At 56.7% G+C, this 13,777-nt stretch carries 12 protein-coding genes; 6 read left to right on the top strand and 6 right to left on the bottom strand.

Features of this window, described 5'->3' with window-relative positions; genetic code table 11:
* Positions 1-7: 7 nt before the first annotated feature.
* The 3 genes from IT893_RS17770 to IT893_RS17780 all read right to left on the bottom strand — a co-directional run bounded on the left by IT893_RS17770 (position 8) and on the right by IT893_RS17780 (position 3,893).
* Positions 8-472, bottom strand: coding sequence for a PaaI family thioesterase (locus tag IT893_RS17770; RefSeq protein ID WP_197146149.1), 465 nt, complete (start codon positions 470-472; stop codon positions 8-10).
* Positions 473-945: 473 nt separating this feature from the next.
* Positions 946-1,779 carry an ABC transporter substrate-binding protein gene (locus IT893_RS17775; protein WP_197146150.1) on the bottom strand — a complete coding sequence of 278 codons (834 nt, stop codon included), beginning with the start codon at positions 1,777-1,779 and terminating at the stop codon, positions 946-948.
* A 290-nt stretch (positions 1,780-2,069) separates the two neighbouring features.
* Complete coding sequence (locus tag IT893_RS17780) at positions 2,070-3,893, bottom strand: DEAD/DEAH box helicase (RefSeq protein ID WP_197146151.1); 1,824 nt, start codon at positions 3,891-3,893, stop codon at positions 2,070-2,072.
* 416 nt (positions 3,894-4,309) lie between these two features.
* On the opposite strand from IT893_RS17780, the gene IT893_RS17785 reads away from it, so the two are divergent.
* Positions 4,310-5,980, top strand: coding sequence for a methyl-accepting chemotaxis protein (locus tag IT893_RS17785; RefSeq protein ID WP_197146152.1), 1,671 nt, complete (start codon positions 4,310-4,312; stop codon positions 5,978-5,980).
* A gap of 92 nt (positions 5,981-6,072) precedes the next feature.
* On the opposite strand, the gene IT893_RS17790 is transcribed toward IT893_RS17785, so the two are convergent.
* Positions 6,073-6,777 carry an SDR family oxidoreductase gene (locus IT893_RS17790; protein WP_197146153.1) on the bottom strand — a complete coding sequence of 235 codons (705 nt, stop codon included), beginning with the start codon at positions 6,775-6,777 and terminating at the stop codon, positions 6,073-6,075.
* 120 nt (positions 6,778-6,897) lie between these two features.
* Between IT893_RS17790 and IT893_RS17795 the strand changes: the two genes are divergently transcribed.
* Positions 6,898-7,803: a LysR substrate-binding domain-containing protein gene (locus IT893_RS17795; RefSeq protein WP_197146154.1), complete on the top strand. Its 906-nt coding sequence runs from the start codon at positions 6,898-6,900 to the stop codon at positions 7,801-7,803.
* A 72-nt stretch (positions 7,804-7,875) separates the two neighbouring features.
* Here IT893_RS17795 and IT893_RS17800 read toward each other — a convergent pair whose 3' ends face one another.
* Together IT893_RS17800 and IT893_RS17805 are read right to left on the bottom strand one after the other, a co-directional pair.
* Complete coding sequence (locus tag IT893_RS17800; protein ID WP_197146155.1) at positions 7,876-8,736, bottom strand: prephenate dehydratase; 861 nt, start codon at positions 8,734-8,736, stop codon at positions 7,876-7,878.
* 69 nt (positions 8,737-8,805) lie between these two features.
* Positions 8,806-9,546, bottom strand: a complete 741-nt coding sequence (locus tag IT893_RS17805) for a 3-deoxy-manno-octulosonate cytidylyltransferase (protein WP_197146156.1) — start codon at positions 9,544-9,546, stop codon at positions 8,806-8,808.
* 367 nt (positions 9,547-9,913) lie between these two features.
* Here IT893_RS17805 and IT893_RS17810 point away from each other — a divergent pair, with 367 nt between their 5' ends.
* From IT893_RS17810 to IT893_RS17825, 4 genes are all read left to right on the top strand, one after another.
* Positions 9,914-10,609: a cytochrome c family protein gene (locus tag IT893_RS17810; protein ID WP_197146157.1), complete on the top strand. Its 696-nt coding sequence runs from the start codon at positions 9,914-9,916 to the stop codon at positions 10,607-10,609.
* Positions 10,610-10,828: 219 nt separating this feature from the next.
* The gene (gene hisN, locus IT893_RS17815; protein WP_197146158.1) at positions 10,829-11,611 is read left to right on the top strand and encodes a histidinol-phosphatase; all 783 of its coding nucleotides are present in this window, start codon (positions 10,829-10,831) and stop codon (positions 11,609-11,611) included.
* A 59-nt stretch (positions 11,612-11,670) separates the two neighbouring features.
* Entirely contained in the window at positions 11,671-12,456 is a 786-nt protein-coding gene (locus IT893_RS17820; RefSeq protein WP_197146159.1) for an inositol monophosphatase family protein, read from the top strand.
* Positions 12,457-12,540: 84 nt separating this feature from the next.
* A complete protein-coding gene (locus IT893_RS17825; RefSeq protein WP_197146160.1) occupies positions 12,541-13,758 on the top strand; it encodes a sodium:proton antiporter in 1,218 nt (405 codons plus the stop codon).
* The last annotated feature ends 19 nt before the right edge of the window (positions 13,759-13,777 follow it).

A 13,777-nucleotide genomic window follows, 5' to 3' on the forward strand; every position in this document is an offset into this window, starting at 1 on the left:
AGCCCGATTATGCGGCGCTGGTGAGTAATTCCGGCGGCAGCTTCATCACCTTGAGCGTCTGAAGCGATGTGGCGCAAAGGACCGTTTCGGTATTCCTCATACCAAAGACATCGATGCGGGTGACGATGATCGACCGACCGCGTGAAACCACCTCGCCAACCGCGCGCAACTGATCGCCCATACCGGGTGCAACGATGTTGAGTTTGTATTCAATCGTCAGCATGCCCTGATCGGCCCCGACCAAACTCCAGCCGGCAAAACCCCCGGCGATATCGGCAAGACCCGCGATCAAACCGCCATGGAAATAGCCGTTATGCTGCAACAAATCGGGCCGCGTTGGCACAATCACCTCGACCCGGCCCGGTTTGACATCAGAAACCTCTGCCCCGATCGACAGATTGTAGGGCTGCTGCGCGAAACGCCGGCGCACTTCGACGACGTAATCGGGATTTTGCGGTTCAAACGAGGCCATGTCGCGATCCTGTGGTGAAACCGGCGCGATGAGGATCAAACACACCGGGATATGACGCGACTCTGTTGTAGTTGACGTTAACGTTAACGTCAAATTAAATCCGCATAGCTATACCGGTTTTTTGATGCGGCGGGCAGCATAGAGACAAAATCGGCGTGAAGCCGCGGATATTCAATGGGTTTGGATTGCAGTTCGCGCGCCGGGCGCGGAAAAGTCCGATGATTTCAGAGGTATAAATAAAATGTGAGGAACCCTCACATTGCCAGTGCCGCAATTATCGGGAGAGTTCGTCCACGGGTGCGACAGAGGCATCCCGCGTAGGCGCGGCAACAATCCGCAGTCAGTCTGACCTTGGTTAGCCTGACCGCAGTTAGCCTGACCCCAGTGGGTCTGACCCTGGTTGGCTTGGCCCCAGTTGGTCTGACCCCTAGCTTGTCTGACCCCTAGCTTGTCTGGCCTCGGTTGGTCTGGGCTCAGTTGGTCTGGTCGCCCCATTCCTGGATGCTGGCTTCGAGCATTTCGGTCATCACATTGCGGGAGACGAGATCGAAGACGGCACGTGACAGGCGGCCGCGCAGTTCGCCGGTGTTGCATTCCGATTTGTGCGACATGGTCAGATAGAGATTTTCGGTGCTGACCGGGGTGTCGTAGCTGCGGATATTGGTGATGTTTTCATGGGCGGCCACGGCCTTGCCGGGGAATTCTTCGTAAATCAGGTATTCCGCCCGACCAAGCGAGAGCATCTGCAAGCCCTGTTCAAGGCTTGGTACTTCGCTGATGGTCAGATTGTGGCGGGCATAGGTGTCAAACGCCTGTCCGAAACTGTTATTGATCACGGTCAGGCCATCGATCCCGACCAGATCGGACCACTGGCTGTAGCGCAGATCAAGATTGTCATGCGTCCAGATCACGGTGCGCGTCCCCTGAAAGGCCGGATAGAAGTAATCCATATATTCGAGACGCGGCAGGGTCAGGAAGGCACCGGCGATCAGATCGATCGTTCCGTCGCGCATATGTTGCTGCACCCGGCCCCAGTTGCCCGAATAGACGACGTCGACTTCAACACCAGCCAGTTCACCGGCCCGTTTGATGAAGTCGGCAGCAGCACCTTGCAGGGTATGGCCATCCTTGGCCACCCAGAGATAGGGCGGGTAATCCGGATTGCCCGACGCAACCAGACGCGAACAATCGCGCTGCCCGTCGGCATCGGAAACAGATCCGCTTTTGCCCGACTGTGCACGCACAGATCCCGAGCCAACAACGGTCGCCAAAAGCACGGCCAGAAATGCAATTCTGATGCTCATCATTACCACTCTTCCTCTGCCTGCATTTCGGAGCCCTGAGGCACACAGGACAGATACCTTACGCTTAGGTTTAGTAAATTTAGACCAATTCCCCACTTCAGGATAGGTCTAAACAGGTTTACGCAACAAACCCGTGCGCGAAACACAGGCCAAAATAGCAAGGGACCAGCTGTTTCCAGCCGGTCCCCCTTTAACAATGTCCCTGTGAAGTGCTGCGCACCGGCATGACGTAAACGTCTATGCCGTTCCCCGGCGCAGCCCCCATACAGTACCCGCAATACAGCGGGGCAGAATTATGCCGAACGGCGTTTCATGCCCTGGTTGCCACCGCGGCCTTCGCTGCGACCACCTTCGGCACGACGCGGACGGTCGTTGAAGTCACGACGGGCACCGTCGCGCGCACCGGCACCATCACGGCCACCATCGCGACCGCGGAAGTTACCACCACGATCACCACGCGGCTTGTCGGCAAAGCGACGTTCATCACGGTTGCCACCTTCGCCACGACCTTCACCACGGGGACGGAAGTTGCCACCGCGGCCGCCACTGCGCTCTTCACGATCGCCGCGCGGTGCACGGTCATCGTTGTCAAAGCGCGGCTTGCGGTCATTGCGGAAATCACCGCCATCACGACGCGGACGATCATTGAAGTCACGACGTGCGCCATCACGGCCACCATCGCGTGCCTCATCGCGACCACCGAAACCGCGGGCTGCGCGATCACCTTCGGCGCGGGCACCGTCACGCGGGCCGCCGAAACCACGACCGCGACCACCGTCACGATTGTCACCACGGGCACCATCGCGGCCGCCATCACGACCACCGCCGAAGCCACCACGGCCACGACCGCCATCACGGCCGCCATCACGGCCGCCGAAACCACCGCGACCGCCGCCGCCAAAGCCACGACCACCGTCACGGCCACCGCGACCACCACGACCGCCAGCACTCGCACCGGCACCGAACGAACGGGGCGGCGGGGCAGCATGGAATTCGTGATCTTCGTCGATATTAACGTCCTGTTTGATCAGGCGTTCGATGTTGCGAAGCAGGCGAATGTCGCGCGGTTCACAGAATGAAATCGCAATACCTTCGGCACTGCCACGACCGGTACGACCGATACGGTGGACATAGCTTTCGGCATCTTGCGGCAGGTCATAGTTCACAACGTGGGTAATACCCGGAACGTCGATACCACGTGCAGCAACATCGGTCGCAATCAGAACCGGGAAACTGCCATTGCGGAAGTTCCGCAGGATTTTCTGACGGATGCGCTGCTGTTTGTCGCCATGGATGGCATCGCTGTCGATGCCTTCATCGCGCAGCTGGAACGACAGTTCGTCGGCATCTGCCTTGGTTTTGGTAAACACCAGAACGCGTTCGGATTCGTCACGTTTAAGCAGCTGAACCAGAAGCTTGGTCTTGTCGTGACGTTTCACGAACATGCCAACCTGGGTGACACGCTCGGTCACGCTGGACTGCGGTGCGGTTTCAACCTTGACCGGGTCTTTAAGCAGACGGTCGGTCAGGTGTTTGACTTCCGGCGGCATGGTTGCCGAGAACATCACGGTCTGATGCGCGTTCGGAAGCAGTTCAGCAACGGTCAGAACGTCTTCGGAGAAGCCCATGTCAAGCATACGGTCGGCTTCATCAAGGATGAAGACTTCGACATCGTCGAAACGAACCGTGTTGCGCGACATATGATCCAGCAGACGACCCGGGGTCGCAACCAGGATATCAACGCCACGGCGCAGTTCCTGAATCTGCGGGCCCATCGGGGAGCCACCAAAGACAACAGAGGAAAACAGGCGGATGCCTTTTTTGAAATCACGCAGGCACTGGCCGATCTGGGTCGCCAGTTCGCGGGTCGGTGCCAGAATAACCGCGCGCGGCTGACCCGGTTTCGGGCGCTGCGGGTTTTCGGCAAGACGCTGCAGCAACGGCAGGCAGAATGCAGCGGTTTTACCGCCACCCGTATGGGAAATACCCATCAGGTCCTTGCCTTCGAGAAGTGCAGGAATCGTCGCGGCCTGAATTTCGGTCGGCGCGGAGAAACCGGCAGCTTCAACATTGCGCAGCAGGGGCTCGATCAGGTTGAGCCCATTAAAATTCGTCATAAAGGAAAGTCCTTCGTTTATCCGGTCGGCGCCATGTTAACGCCTGTGGGTGCCTGCCCAAACGAAGTCATGACCGGTGCGCGGCAAAGAGCAGCCACTGCGTCGGACCCTGCATGAGAGGCAAATGATGTGAGGCATCGACGTCATCACGCCGAACCCGCCCTCGCCTTTTCATACAGTTCCTGACAGCTCATTCTGTCTTTGCAAGCGAAGGAATGAGCGGGGTGATACAGGGCATTTGACCATAAGTCAATCAATCCCCGCGCCGATCAGCCATGCAAAAACGCATTCCCCCGGTTATTGGGGTTTGTGACCGTCATAACCATGTAACAAATATCGCACGCAATATTAATCATTTGGTTCTCAAATCATGTGCATATAGTGCGATCACTACAATCGCTTGGAAGGGGATAATCATGCGATTTCGGGTCGTCACGGGGATATTTTCCATTCCCGCCATATGCCTTTTGGTGCTGCTGGCAATTATCGCCACAGTCGCCCTGAACTATCAAACCAGTCTTCGAAATGCGAAATTTGAACAGATTTCGAATTTGACCGAGGGTGCGGTCACGATCGTCAATAATTATATCGCCAAGGCCAAAAGCGGCGAGATGACCGAAGACGAAGCCAAGGCTGCGGCCCTGGATGTGCTCAATGCATACCGGTTTGACGGGCAGAACTATATCTATGCCACCGATTATAATTACTGCATGCAGCTTGATCCGCTCAGCCCGGAAGATGTTGGCAAGTGCAATCCCGACAGCAAGGTGCGCAACATGATTGTTGCCGCAGCCAAGGCGGGCGGCGATGTGATCCTGTATGAAACCAAGAAGCCGGGTGAAGGTGACAAACTGATCGAGAAAGCCGCCTATGTGCGCCCGATCAAGGAATGGAACTGGGCCCTTGGCGCTGGCGTCTATATGGATGATGTTCAGGCAGAATTCATTTCTGTCATGCAGCGCATCGCGATCATTTCCGTCATCGCGATCATCATTGCCGGTGTTTTGTCCTGGCTTGTCGGCACGCGCATCACGCGCAGCATCGTAGGCCTGAACAGCAGCATTCGCACGATTGCCGATGGCGATTACAAGGCACCGGTCGAAACCGATTCCCGGTTCGTTGAAATTGGCGACATGGCAGCAGGTGTTCTGGCACTGCGTGACAAGTCGGCACAGGCCCAGCAGCTTGAAGCCGATGCCGCGGTTCAGAAACAGAAGGCCGAAGAAGAACGCCGCAGCAATATCCGGGCAATCGCCGAAAAGCTTGAAAGCGAAGTCGGTGGTATCGCCAAGGCCGTTGATCGTTCGGTTCAACGCAGTGCCGATCTTGCGGTGAGCATGTCACAGAGTGCAGATGGCATTCTGGGCCAAAGCCAGCAGGTGGCATCCGCCGCCGGTGAAGTTTCCCAGAACGTCGATGCGGTTGCCGCCGCGACCGAGGAACTTTCATCCTCTATCACCGAGATCAACGTTCAGATTTCGCAGATGTCGAACACGGTGGAACGGGCAACCGATGAAAGCCAGAGCGCGTCAAATGACGTTGCCGGCCTGTCCGAGACCGTTGAGAAGATCAAGGAAATCATTGGCCTGATCAACGATATTGCCGGTCAGACCAACCTTCTGGCGCTGAACGCCACCATTGAGGCTGCGCGTGCCGGTGAAGCGGGCAAAGGCTTTGCGGTTGTGGCAAACGAGGTCAAAAACCTTGCCACCCAGACGGCCAAGGCGACCGATGAAATCGCCGCCCAGATCAATGACATTGTTGACGGCACAGAACGTGCGGTCACCGGCATTTCGCGGGTTTCGGAAACCATCGAACAGGTCCGAAGCGCATCAACCGCAATTGCGGCGGCCATTGAAGAACAGGGTGCAGCAACGCAGGAAATTTCGGGCAATGCCAACCGCAGTGCGGATGGCGTGAAACAGATTTCCCAAAGCGTTGATGAAACCATGAAGAACGCCCAGGGTACGACCAACGATGCCGATGAACTGAAATCAGCATCGGCTGAGCTTTCTGATCGCTCGGCTGAGCTGAGCCAGATCATTCAGCGTTTCTCGATCGACTTGAAAAACCAGGCCGGGTCGTAAGAACCTGACACCACAAAGGGCCGGACATTGAGTTGTCCGGCCCTTTGTGTTTATTGCGTGTTCTTCGGGAAAACCGAGGTCGCGATCATGCGTTACACCGAACGCGTAATCCCGCCATCGACCCGGATATTCTGACCGGTAATGTATCCGGCACCGTCAGAGGCGAGGAATGCAATGGTAGCGGCAATTTCATCGCTTTTACCATACCGCCCCATCGGCACGCGATTGCGTCGTTCGTCCGTTTCGGGCAGGCTGTCGATGAAGCCGGGAAGCACGTTGTTCATGCGGATATTTTCCGCGGCATATTTATCGGCGAACAGTTTGGTAAATGCCGCAAGTCCCGCCCGGAAAACACCGGATGTCGGGAAGACCGGATCCGGTTCAAAGGCGGCAAATGTTGAAATGTTGATGATCACACCACCACCCTGCTTTTGCATGATCGGTGTTACGAGACGGGTCGGGCGCACCGCGTTCAGGAAATAGACTTCCATCCCCGCATGCCAGTCTTCGTCTGTCAGGTCGAGCACGGGTTTGCGTGGACCATGACCGGCAGAGTTGACCAGAACGTCAATGCGCCCCCATTCTGCCATCGCCAGATCGACCAGTTTCTGAAGGTTATCTTCTGACTGGTTTGAGCCGGTGACACCGATGCCACCGAGCTCCTTTGCCAGTGCTTCACCCTTGCCCGACGAGGACAGGATCGCAACTTTATATCCTTCGCCGACGAGCTTGCGGGCAGCATCCGCACCCATGCCACTGCCACCGGCGGTGATAAGTGCCACTTTTTCTACTGTCATGATGATTCCTTTCCTTGGCATTTTCCGGCCTGATAAACTATGATACTTTCGAAAAATAAAGCCTTACAGCATGCCACACCAATCAGAATTTCATCGTCGAGACTGTAGAAAAACTATTCGATGGATATATCAGAGACACCAACACCGCCCCTGAATGGTCTTCGGGCATTTGATGCCGCAGGACGATATCTGAACTTCAGGCTTGCGGCAGAAGAACTGGGTGTGACGCAAGGCGCGGTTGCCCAGCAGGTTCGCGGACTTGAGGCCTTTTTGGGGATTACCCTTTTGGATCGCCTGCCACGCGGGCTTAGACTGACGGAAAACGGGCTTCGGTTTCACGCCGAAATCAGCCGTGCCTTTGACATCATCCGCAATGCAACGCAAACACTTCAACCGCAATCCAAGCATCTGACGATCAGTGTCACACCGACCTTTGCGGCAAAGTGGCTGATCCCGCGCCTGCCAGATTTCACGGCGAAAAACCCGCATATCGATTTGCGGATTGTTGCGACGGAAAAGACATCCAATTTCCATTCGGATGGTGTTGATCTTGCCGTTCGACAAACAGGTTCGTCGTTTGCAGCGGGACTGTCTGCGGATTTTTTGTTCGCACATGACATCGTTTCGATTTGCAGTCCCGCACTGCAATCAAAATTCGCTCAAACCCCCGGGATCGACGATCTGGATCAGCTTGTACTTATTCATGACTCGCACAATTTGTGGCCGGAATATCTGGAAATGGTTTTCGGGCGGAAAATTTCAGACAAGGCAAAAGCCGTGCGCCTGAACCAGACCAGTCTGGCAATTGATGCGGCCCTGTCGGGCCAAGGCATTGCCCTTGCCAGCCGGTTTCTGGTGGAAAATGATTTAAAGGAAGGCCGGCTTGTCCAGCCCTTTGCCGAGGCCCTGCATGGCGGGTCTGATTTCCATCTTGTTATTCCGCGCCAGAGCAAAAAGGCTGATGCCTGCCGTCAGGTGCGTCAATGGATGCTGAGCCAAGCCGGGCGCAGTTCCCCCGATAGATGACAAAAGGGCCGCCCGTTAAAATGGTCGGCCCTTTGGCATTGGGTATGTGGCTTCGAGTATGTGGCTGCGCGCCTATTCGGCCGGAAGATTATTTTCCTTGCGGAAGGAGTGCGCCGGATAAACACCCAGAATGCGGACTTCGTGCGAGAAAAATTGCAGTTCTTCAAGCGCGTGGCGCAAGCCAAGCTGTTCGGGGTGGGCTTCGACCTCGGCAAAGAACTGGGTCGCGGTGAAGTGGCCTTCGACCATGTAGCTTTCCAGCTTGGTCATGTTGATGCCGTTGGTGGCAAAACCACCGAGTGCCTTATAAAGGGCGGCGGCGACGTTGCGCACGCGGAAGACAAAGCTTGTCACCACCGGAGTGCCGTCATTTGCTATATCAAGCGGTTCGCGGGCCAGGATGATGAAGCGCGTGGTGTTATGTTCGGCGTCTTCGACCTCGGTCCGGAGCACATCAAGACCATAAATCTCGGCGGCCAAAACCGGCGCGATGGCGGCAATCGATTTATCGCCGCGATCAGCGACTTCCTTGGCACAGCCCGCGGTATCCGGGCCGACCACGGCATTCACACCGAGTTCCTTGCGCAATTTGCGGCATTGGCCAAGCGCGTGAACGTGGCTGTGGATTTCCTTGATGTCTTCGATCCTGGTGCCCGGTACGCCAACCAGCGCATGGTTAATGCGCAGGAAGGTTTCACCGATGATATGAACACCCGATTCCGGCAGGATGTGGTGCACGTCGGCCACACGCCCGGCCAAGGTATTGTCAATCGGGATCACGGCCAGATCGACATCGCCGTCTTCGAGTGCGCTAAAGGCGCCTTCAAAGGTCCTGTACGGTACTGTCGTTGCACCCGGAAAGGCGCGACGGGCTGCCTGATCTGAATAGGCACCGTGCATTCCCTGAAAAGCGATCCTTTGTTGCGCAGTCATCTGGCTGTTTCCTGAATGGTCAAATTGTTGTCGTTAAGAACTTAAAGCACTTGATGCCAAGAACCGCAACTATGCACCCAGCACTTCGCGCGCGCGTTCAAGGTCTTCTTGTGTATCGACACCGAGCGGCACGCCATCCACCAGCGCCACCGCAATCACCATGCCGTTTTCAAGCGCGCGCAGCTGTTCAAGCTTTTCACGTTGTTCGAGTTCTGCCGGGGGCAGGGAGACGAACCGATCAAGGGCGGCACGGCGATAGGTATAAAGACCGATGTGATGATAAAGCGGCCCGTCACCATAAGGTGCGGTTGCCCGGGTGAAATAAAGTGCGCGCGCGACACGCCCGGTGCCAAAGGCCGCGACGGCCTTGACCACATTGGGGTTGGTGCGTTCTTCGTCGCGTTTGATTTCAGCGGCCAAAGTCGCGATATCGACATTCGGGTCACTGAGCGGTTCAAACACCGCGCGGATGTCGGCGGCATCAATCGTCGGCAGATCCCCCTGCACATTGACCACCGCATCAAACTTGCCTTCGGGGTCGAAGGTCTGGAGCGCCTGATGCACGCGGTCCGATCCGCTTGGCAGGTCGGGATCGGTCAGAACGGCGATACCCCCGGCAGCCGTGACTGCGTCGGCAATTTTCTGTTCGGCGCAAGCAACCAGAACCGGACCGATTCCGGCCTCGGTTGCGCGACGCCAAACCTGAACGATCATGGGTTCGCCACAGATATCGGCCAGCGGTTTGTTGGGCAAACGCGTGGACGCCATGCGGGCGGGAATTACAACAACAGGATTGCGCGGGGTCGACATTTCTTCACTCCGGCCGGGCATAAGTTATGGGGCACAAATCACCTGTTCTTTGATCTTGCGCAAAGCGTGGTGTGAACAAGCAATGGCAGAACACAGGTTCTTAATCGGCGCGACATTAGCCGGTTTTGGTGCGGCGACGAAAGACGGAATCGCGTTTTGCAGAACACTAGACGAAAGTTCTAAGGCAAGCTTGTTCGCCTTGGTGTTTAAGAAAGGTTGATGCAAATCGCTGAAACGTATAGTTTCCCACCAACCAGTTTTGCCTGCGGTTACACGTGTGTTTCTCTTGATCGAGGATTGCCGGGGACGCATGGGTAGAACATAAAGATAAAACCTGAGAGTGATTAGGCTGTAACGGGGTCCCGTCATGAACACGATGGAAATCAACAAGATCGTCGCCGGCGTTATTTGTGCTGTGCTTCTGGTAGTGGTTGTCGGCAAGGTCGGCAGCGCACTGGTCAGTCCTGAAGAACTGGAAGCACCGGTATATCCGTTCTCCGAAGATGTGATGGCGGGTGCAAATGCCCCTGCTGCTGCACCGGCAGAACCGGCAGGCCCGGAACCGATTCTTGCCATGCTGGCCTCGGCCGACATGGGTGAAGGCGAGAAAGTCTTCAAAAAATGCGCATCCTGCCATGACGCCGAAAAAGGCGGCCCGAACAAAACCGGCCCGAACCTTTATGGCATCGTTGGTGCCGCATTCGCGCACAAGGATGACTTCTCCTATTCTGACGGGATGGCCAACCATGGTGGTTCCTGGGGCTTTGAGGAGCTGAACGAGTTCCTTTACAAGCCGCGCGATTACATCGATGGCACCAAAATGAGCTTTGGCGGTCTGAAAAAGGCCGAAGATCGCGCCGCGGTTATTGCCTGGTTGAAAACCAAGTCTGACAACCCGGTCGCCCTGCCCGATCCGGCAGCGGTTGAAGCCACCCAGGCCGCAGAAGAAGCCGTTGACGAAGCCGCCGAAGCGGTTGAAGAAACTGTTGATGATGCCGCAGCCGCCGTTGAAGGCGCAGCTGAGGAAGCCGGCGACGCTGTTGACGCGGCCACCGCGCAGTAAGCACGCAAGCCAAAGACATCGCCTGACCGAGATTTATGGTCAGCACCAAATACGCAGGGGACAGGAAACTGTCCCCTGTTTGCGTTTGAGGGTTTGTCGTTTGGGACTTTATATATGGCGTCATATATGGCGTCCTTGCCTTCTGGGCCCAAAGCGGAAATAGTACCGGCCATAACCATACCCCGCCGCCAGACATCAACCGCCTGCAGGAATGCCTTTATGGAAAATCTCGATCCGTTTTTGGAAATCGCCCACAAACTGGCCGATGCCGCACGCCCGGTCGTGCGCAAATATTACCGCACCCCGGTCGCGGTCGATGTGAAGGCCGATGACAGCCCGGTGACGATTGCCGACCGCGAGGTCGAACGCACCATGCGCGATATCCTGAATGCCGAACTACCCGATCATGGCATTCTGGGCGAGGAGCATGGCCGGGAAAATACCGATGCGGAATATGTCTGGGTGCTCGATCCGATTGATGGCACCAAATCGTTCATTTCCGGCAAGCCGAGCTTTGCGACCCTGATCGCACTTTGCCACAAGGGCACCCCGGTTCTGGGCATTATTGATCAGGCGATTACCGATGAACGCTGGGTCGGCGTGATGGGGCAGGCCAGCACGATGAATGGCGTTGAGATCAGTGCGCGCGAATGCGAAGACCTTAAGAGTGCGACCTTCTTTACCACCGCGCCCGAGCTGTTCAAGGGCGATGCCGCCAAGGCCTATCAGGCGGTTTCGAAAAACTGCCGGGTGCCGATGTATGGCGTCGATGCCTATGCCTATGGCCTGACAGCACTCGGTCTGGCCGACACGGTGGTTGAGATCGGGCTTCAGGCGTATGATTTTTGTGCGTTGGTGCCGGTTGTCGAGGGTGCAGGCGGTGTGATGACCGACTGGGCCGGCAAGCCGCTTCATATCGATAGTGCAGGTGATGTTGTTGCCAGCGGGGATGCGCGTTGCCATCAGGATGTTCTGGCGACGATCAAGGCCGCGATGGCCTGACAGACTTCATTGCCCAGACGCCCCACCGCAAAATTGACCTTGCCGACACAGGATATCCGATGACCAACAATGCCCCGTTTCTCGATATGGCCCACAAGCTTGCCGATGCAGCGCGCCCGGTGCTGCAAAGCTATTACCGCAAGCCGCTTTCTATCGATGAAAAGGGCGATGCCAGCCTTGTGACCGATGCCGACCGGGCGATCGAGCGCACCATGCGCGATCTGATCAATGCGGAGCTGCCGGATCATGGCATTCTGGGCGAGGAATACGGGCCGGAAAACCTTGATGCCCAATATGTCTGGATCCTTGATCCGATTGACGGCACCAAATCATTCATCACCGGCAAGCCGAGCTTTAATACCCTGATTGCGCTGTGTCGTAATGGCAAGCCGGTACTGGGTGTGATTGATCAGGCGATTTTGGATGAACGCTGGATCGGGGTCGAAGGGCAACCGACGACACTCAATGGCAATGTGGTCACGGCACGTGAATGTGCCCACCTGAAAGATGCCACCATTTTCACCACCGGGCCGGACCTTTTCGTGGAGCCAAAGGCGATTGCCGGATATGAGGCGGTCTTTGGGGCCGCCAAGCAGCCGATTTACGGTATTGATTCTTATGGCTATGGCCTGATTGCCATGGGGTTTGGCGATGTGTTGGTGGAATCGAACCTGCAGCCCTATGATTTCTGTGCCGCCGTGCCGGTGATCGAGGGTGCGGGCGGGATCATTACCGATTGGGCGGGCCAAGCCCTTACGATGCACAGCGGCGATCTGGTGATTGCCAGTGGTGACAGCCGCGCCCATGCCGAGGGGTTGGCGGTTTTGCAAAAGGCCATCGCGTAAGGCCGTGTGATACCTTAAACATTTGGCGATCCGCGACCTTTGGGGCAGACTACCCCGGATCAGGGCAACAGGTTGGGCAGCGCCATGTTTGAATGGGTGATCATTCTTTTTCTCGGCTCCGGGCTGGTGTACGGCCTGCAATCGCGCCGCCTGCAACGCCGCAATATTTCATCACCGATGATGATGGTCCTGACCGGGATGCTGGTCGCCTTGCCGCTGGGCATCTGGCACAGCGCACCGATGGATGCGCTTTCGGGCAGCATTCATTTTGCCACCGGCTTTGCCGAGATGACGCTGGCGATCATTTTGTTTCTCGATGCGGCGGTGCTCGATTACCGCAAGGAAAGTGCGGCGCGCAATATCGCGATCCGCTTGCTTTTGATCGGGTTGCCCCTGACCATCGGGGTGACGTGGGCGTTTATTGTCGGGCTTGATGCCTCTATCGGGTTGGTTCCGGCCCTGATCCTTGCGCTTATTGTCAGCCCGACCGATGCCGCCCTTGGCCGACCCGTCCTTGAAAACAAGGGCGTGCCCGAACCGGTGCGCCAGAGCATCAATATTGAAAGCGGGCTGAATGACGGGTTGGTCCTGCCGGTATTTACCACCGCGGTTTTGCTCGAAGCCAATCTTCTGAGCAACGGACATCAGGGCTGGGTCGCCGAGGCGGTGCTTGAGATTTCAATCGGGGCGGTGATCGGGGTGGTCAGTGGCTATGTCATTGGTCAGGTGGTCAATCACGCGGTCAAGAACAGGACCATCGTTGCACGGTTTGAACGGTTACTCGGCGTTCTGGCAGCCCTTTTCATATTCCTGCTGGCCGAGGAATTGGGCGGCAATGGCTTTGTCGCGGCCTTTGCCGGCGGGCTTGCGCTTAATATTTCGAGCGACAAGGTCAAGGACGCGATCGAAAGCTTTGGCGAGGCCGAGTCAGAGCTTCTGACCATGCTGACATTCTTTGTCTTTGGCCTGATCGTTGTGCCGGCACTTTATGAAAGCTGGACCTGGGCGATGCTGCTGTTTTCGATTGCGAGCCTTGCTGTCCTGCGCCCGCTTTGTGTGTGGATCTGCATGATCGGCAGTCCCTATAGCCTGGGCGAGAAGCTTTATATCGGCTGGTTCGGGCCGCGCGGTATTGCCTCGGTGATTTATATGCTGATTATGGCGACGATGATTGATCCCGGCGCGTTCAAACCACTGTTTGCCGCCGGAACCATGATTGTTTGCATCAGCGTGGTTGCCCATGGCATTACCGCCGCCCCGGCATCGCGGGCATTGGTCACCTATCTGGCGCGGAAATCCTGAGCAAGGCTGATTTTTGCAG

The sequence above is a fragment of the Thalassospira sp. A40-3 genome (assembly GCF_015871485.1).
Lineage (GTDB): Bacteria > Pseudomonadota > Alphaproteobacteria > Rhodospirillales > Thalassospiraceae > Thalassospira > Thalassospira tepidiphila.

Excerpts from the sequence above, each read along its gene's own strand:
- IT893_RS17770 (WP_197146149.1), bottom strand. The coding sequence starts at position 472 with ATGGCCTCGTTTGAACCGCAAAATCCCGATTACGTCGTCGAAGTGCGC.
- IT893_RS17775 (WP_197146150.1), bottom strand. The coding sequence starts at position 1,779 with ATGATGAGCATCAGAATTGCATTTCTGGCCGTGCTTTTGGCGACCGTT.
- IT893_RS17780 (WP_197146151.1), bottom strand. The coding sequence starts at position 3,893 with ATGACGAATTTTAATGGGCTCAACCTGATCGAGCCCCTGCTGCGCAAT.
- IT893_RS17785 (WP_197146152.1), top strand. The coding sequence starts at position 4,310 with ATGCGATTTCGGGTCGTCACGGGGATATTTTCCATTCCCGCCATATGC.
- IT893_RS17790 (WP_197146153.1), bottom strand. The coding sequence starts at position 6,777 with ATGACAGTAGAAAAAGTGGCACTTATCACCGCCGGTGGCAGTGGCATG.
- IT893_RS17795 (WP_197146154.1), top strand. The coding sequence starts at position 6,898 with ATGGATATATCAGAGACACCAACACCGCCCCTGAATGGTCTTCGGGCA.
- IT893_RS17800 (WP_197146155.1), bottom strand. The coding sequence starts at position 8,736 with ATGACTGCGCAACAAAGGATCGCTTTTCAGGGAATGCACGGTGCCTAT.
- IT893_RS17805 (WP_197146156.1), bottom strand. The coding sequence starts at position 9,546 with ATGTCGACCCCGCGCAATCCTGTTGTTGTAATTCCCGCCCGCATGGCG.
- IT893_RS17810 (WP_197146157.1), top strand. The coding sequence starts at position 9,914 with ATGAACACGATGGAAATCAACAAGATCGTCGCCGGCGTTATTTGTGCT.
- hisN (WP_197146158.1), top strand. The coding sequence starts at position 10,829 with ATGGAAAATCTCGATCCGTTTTTGGAAATCGCCCACAAACTGGCCGAT.
- IT893_RS17820 (WP_197146159.1), top strand. The coding sequence starts at position 11,671 with ATGACCAACAATGCCCCGTTTCTCGATATGGCCCACAAGCTTGCCGAT.
- IT893_RS17825 (WP_197146160.1), top strand. The coding sequence starts at position 12,541 with ATGTTTGAATGGGTGATCATTCTTTTTCTCGGCTCCGGGCTGGTGTAC.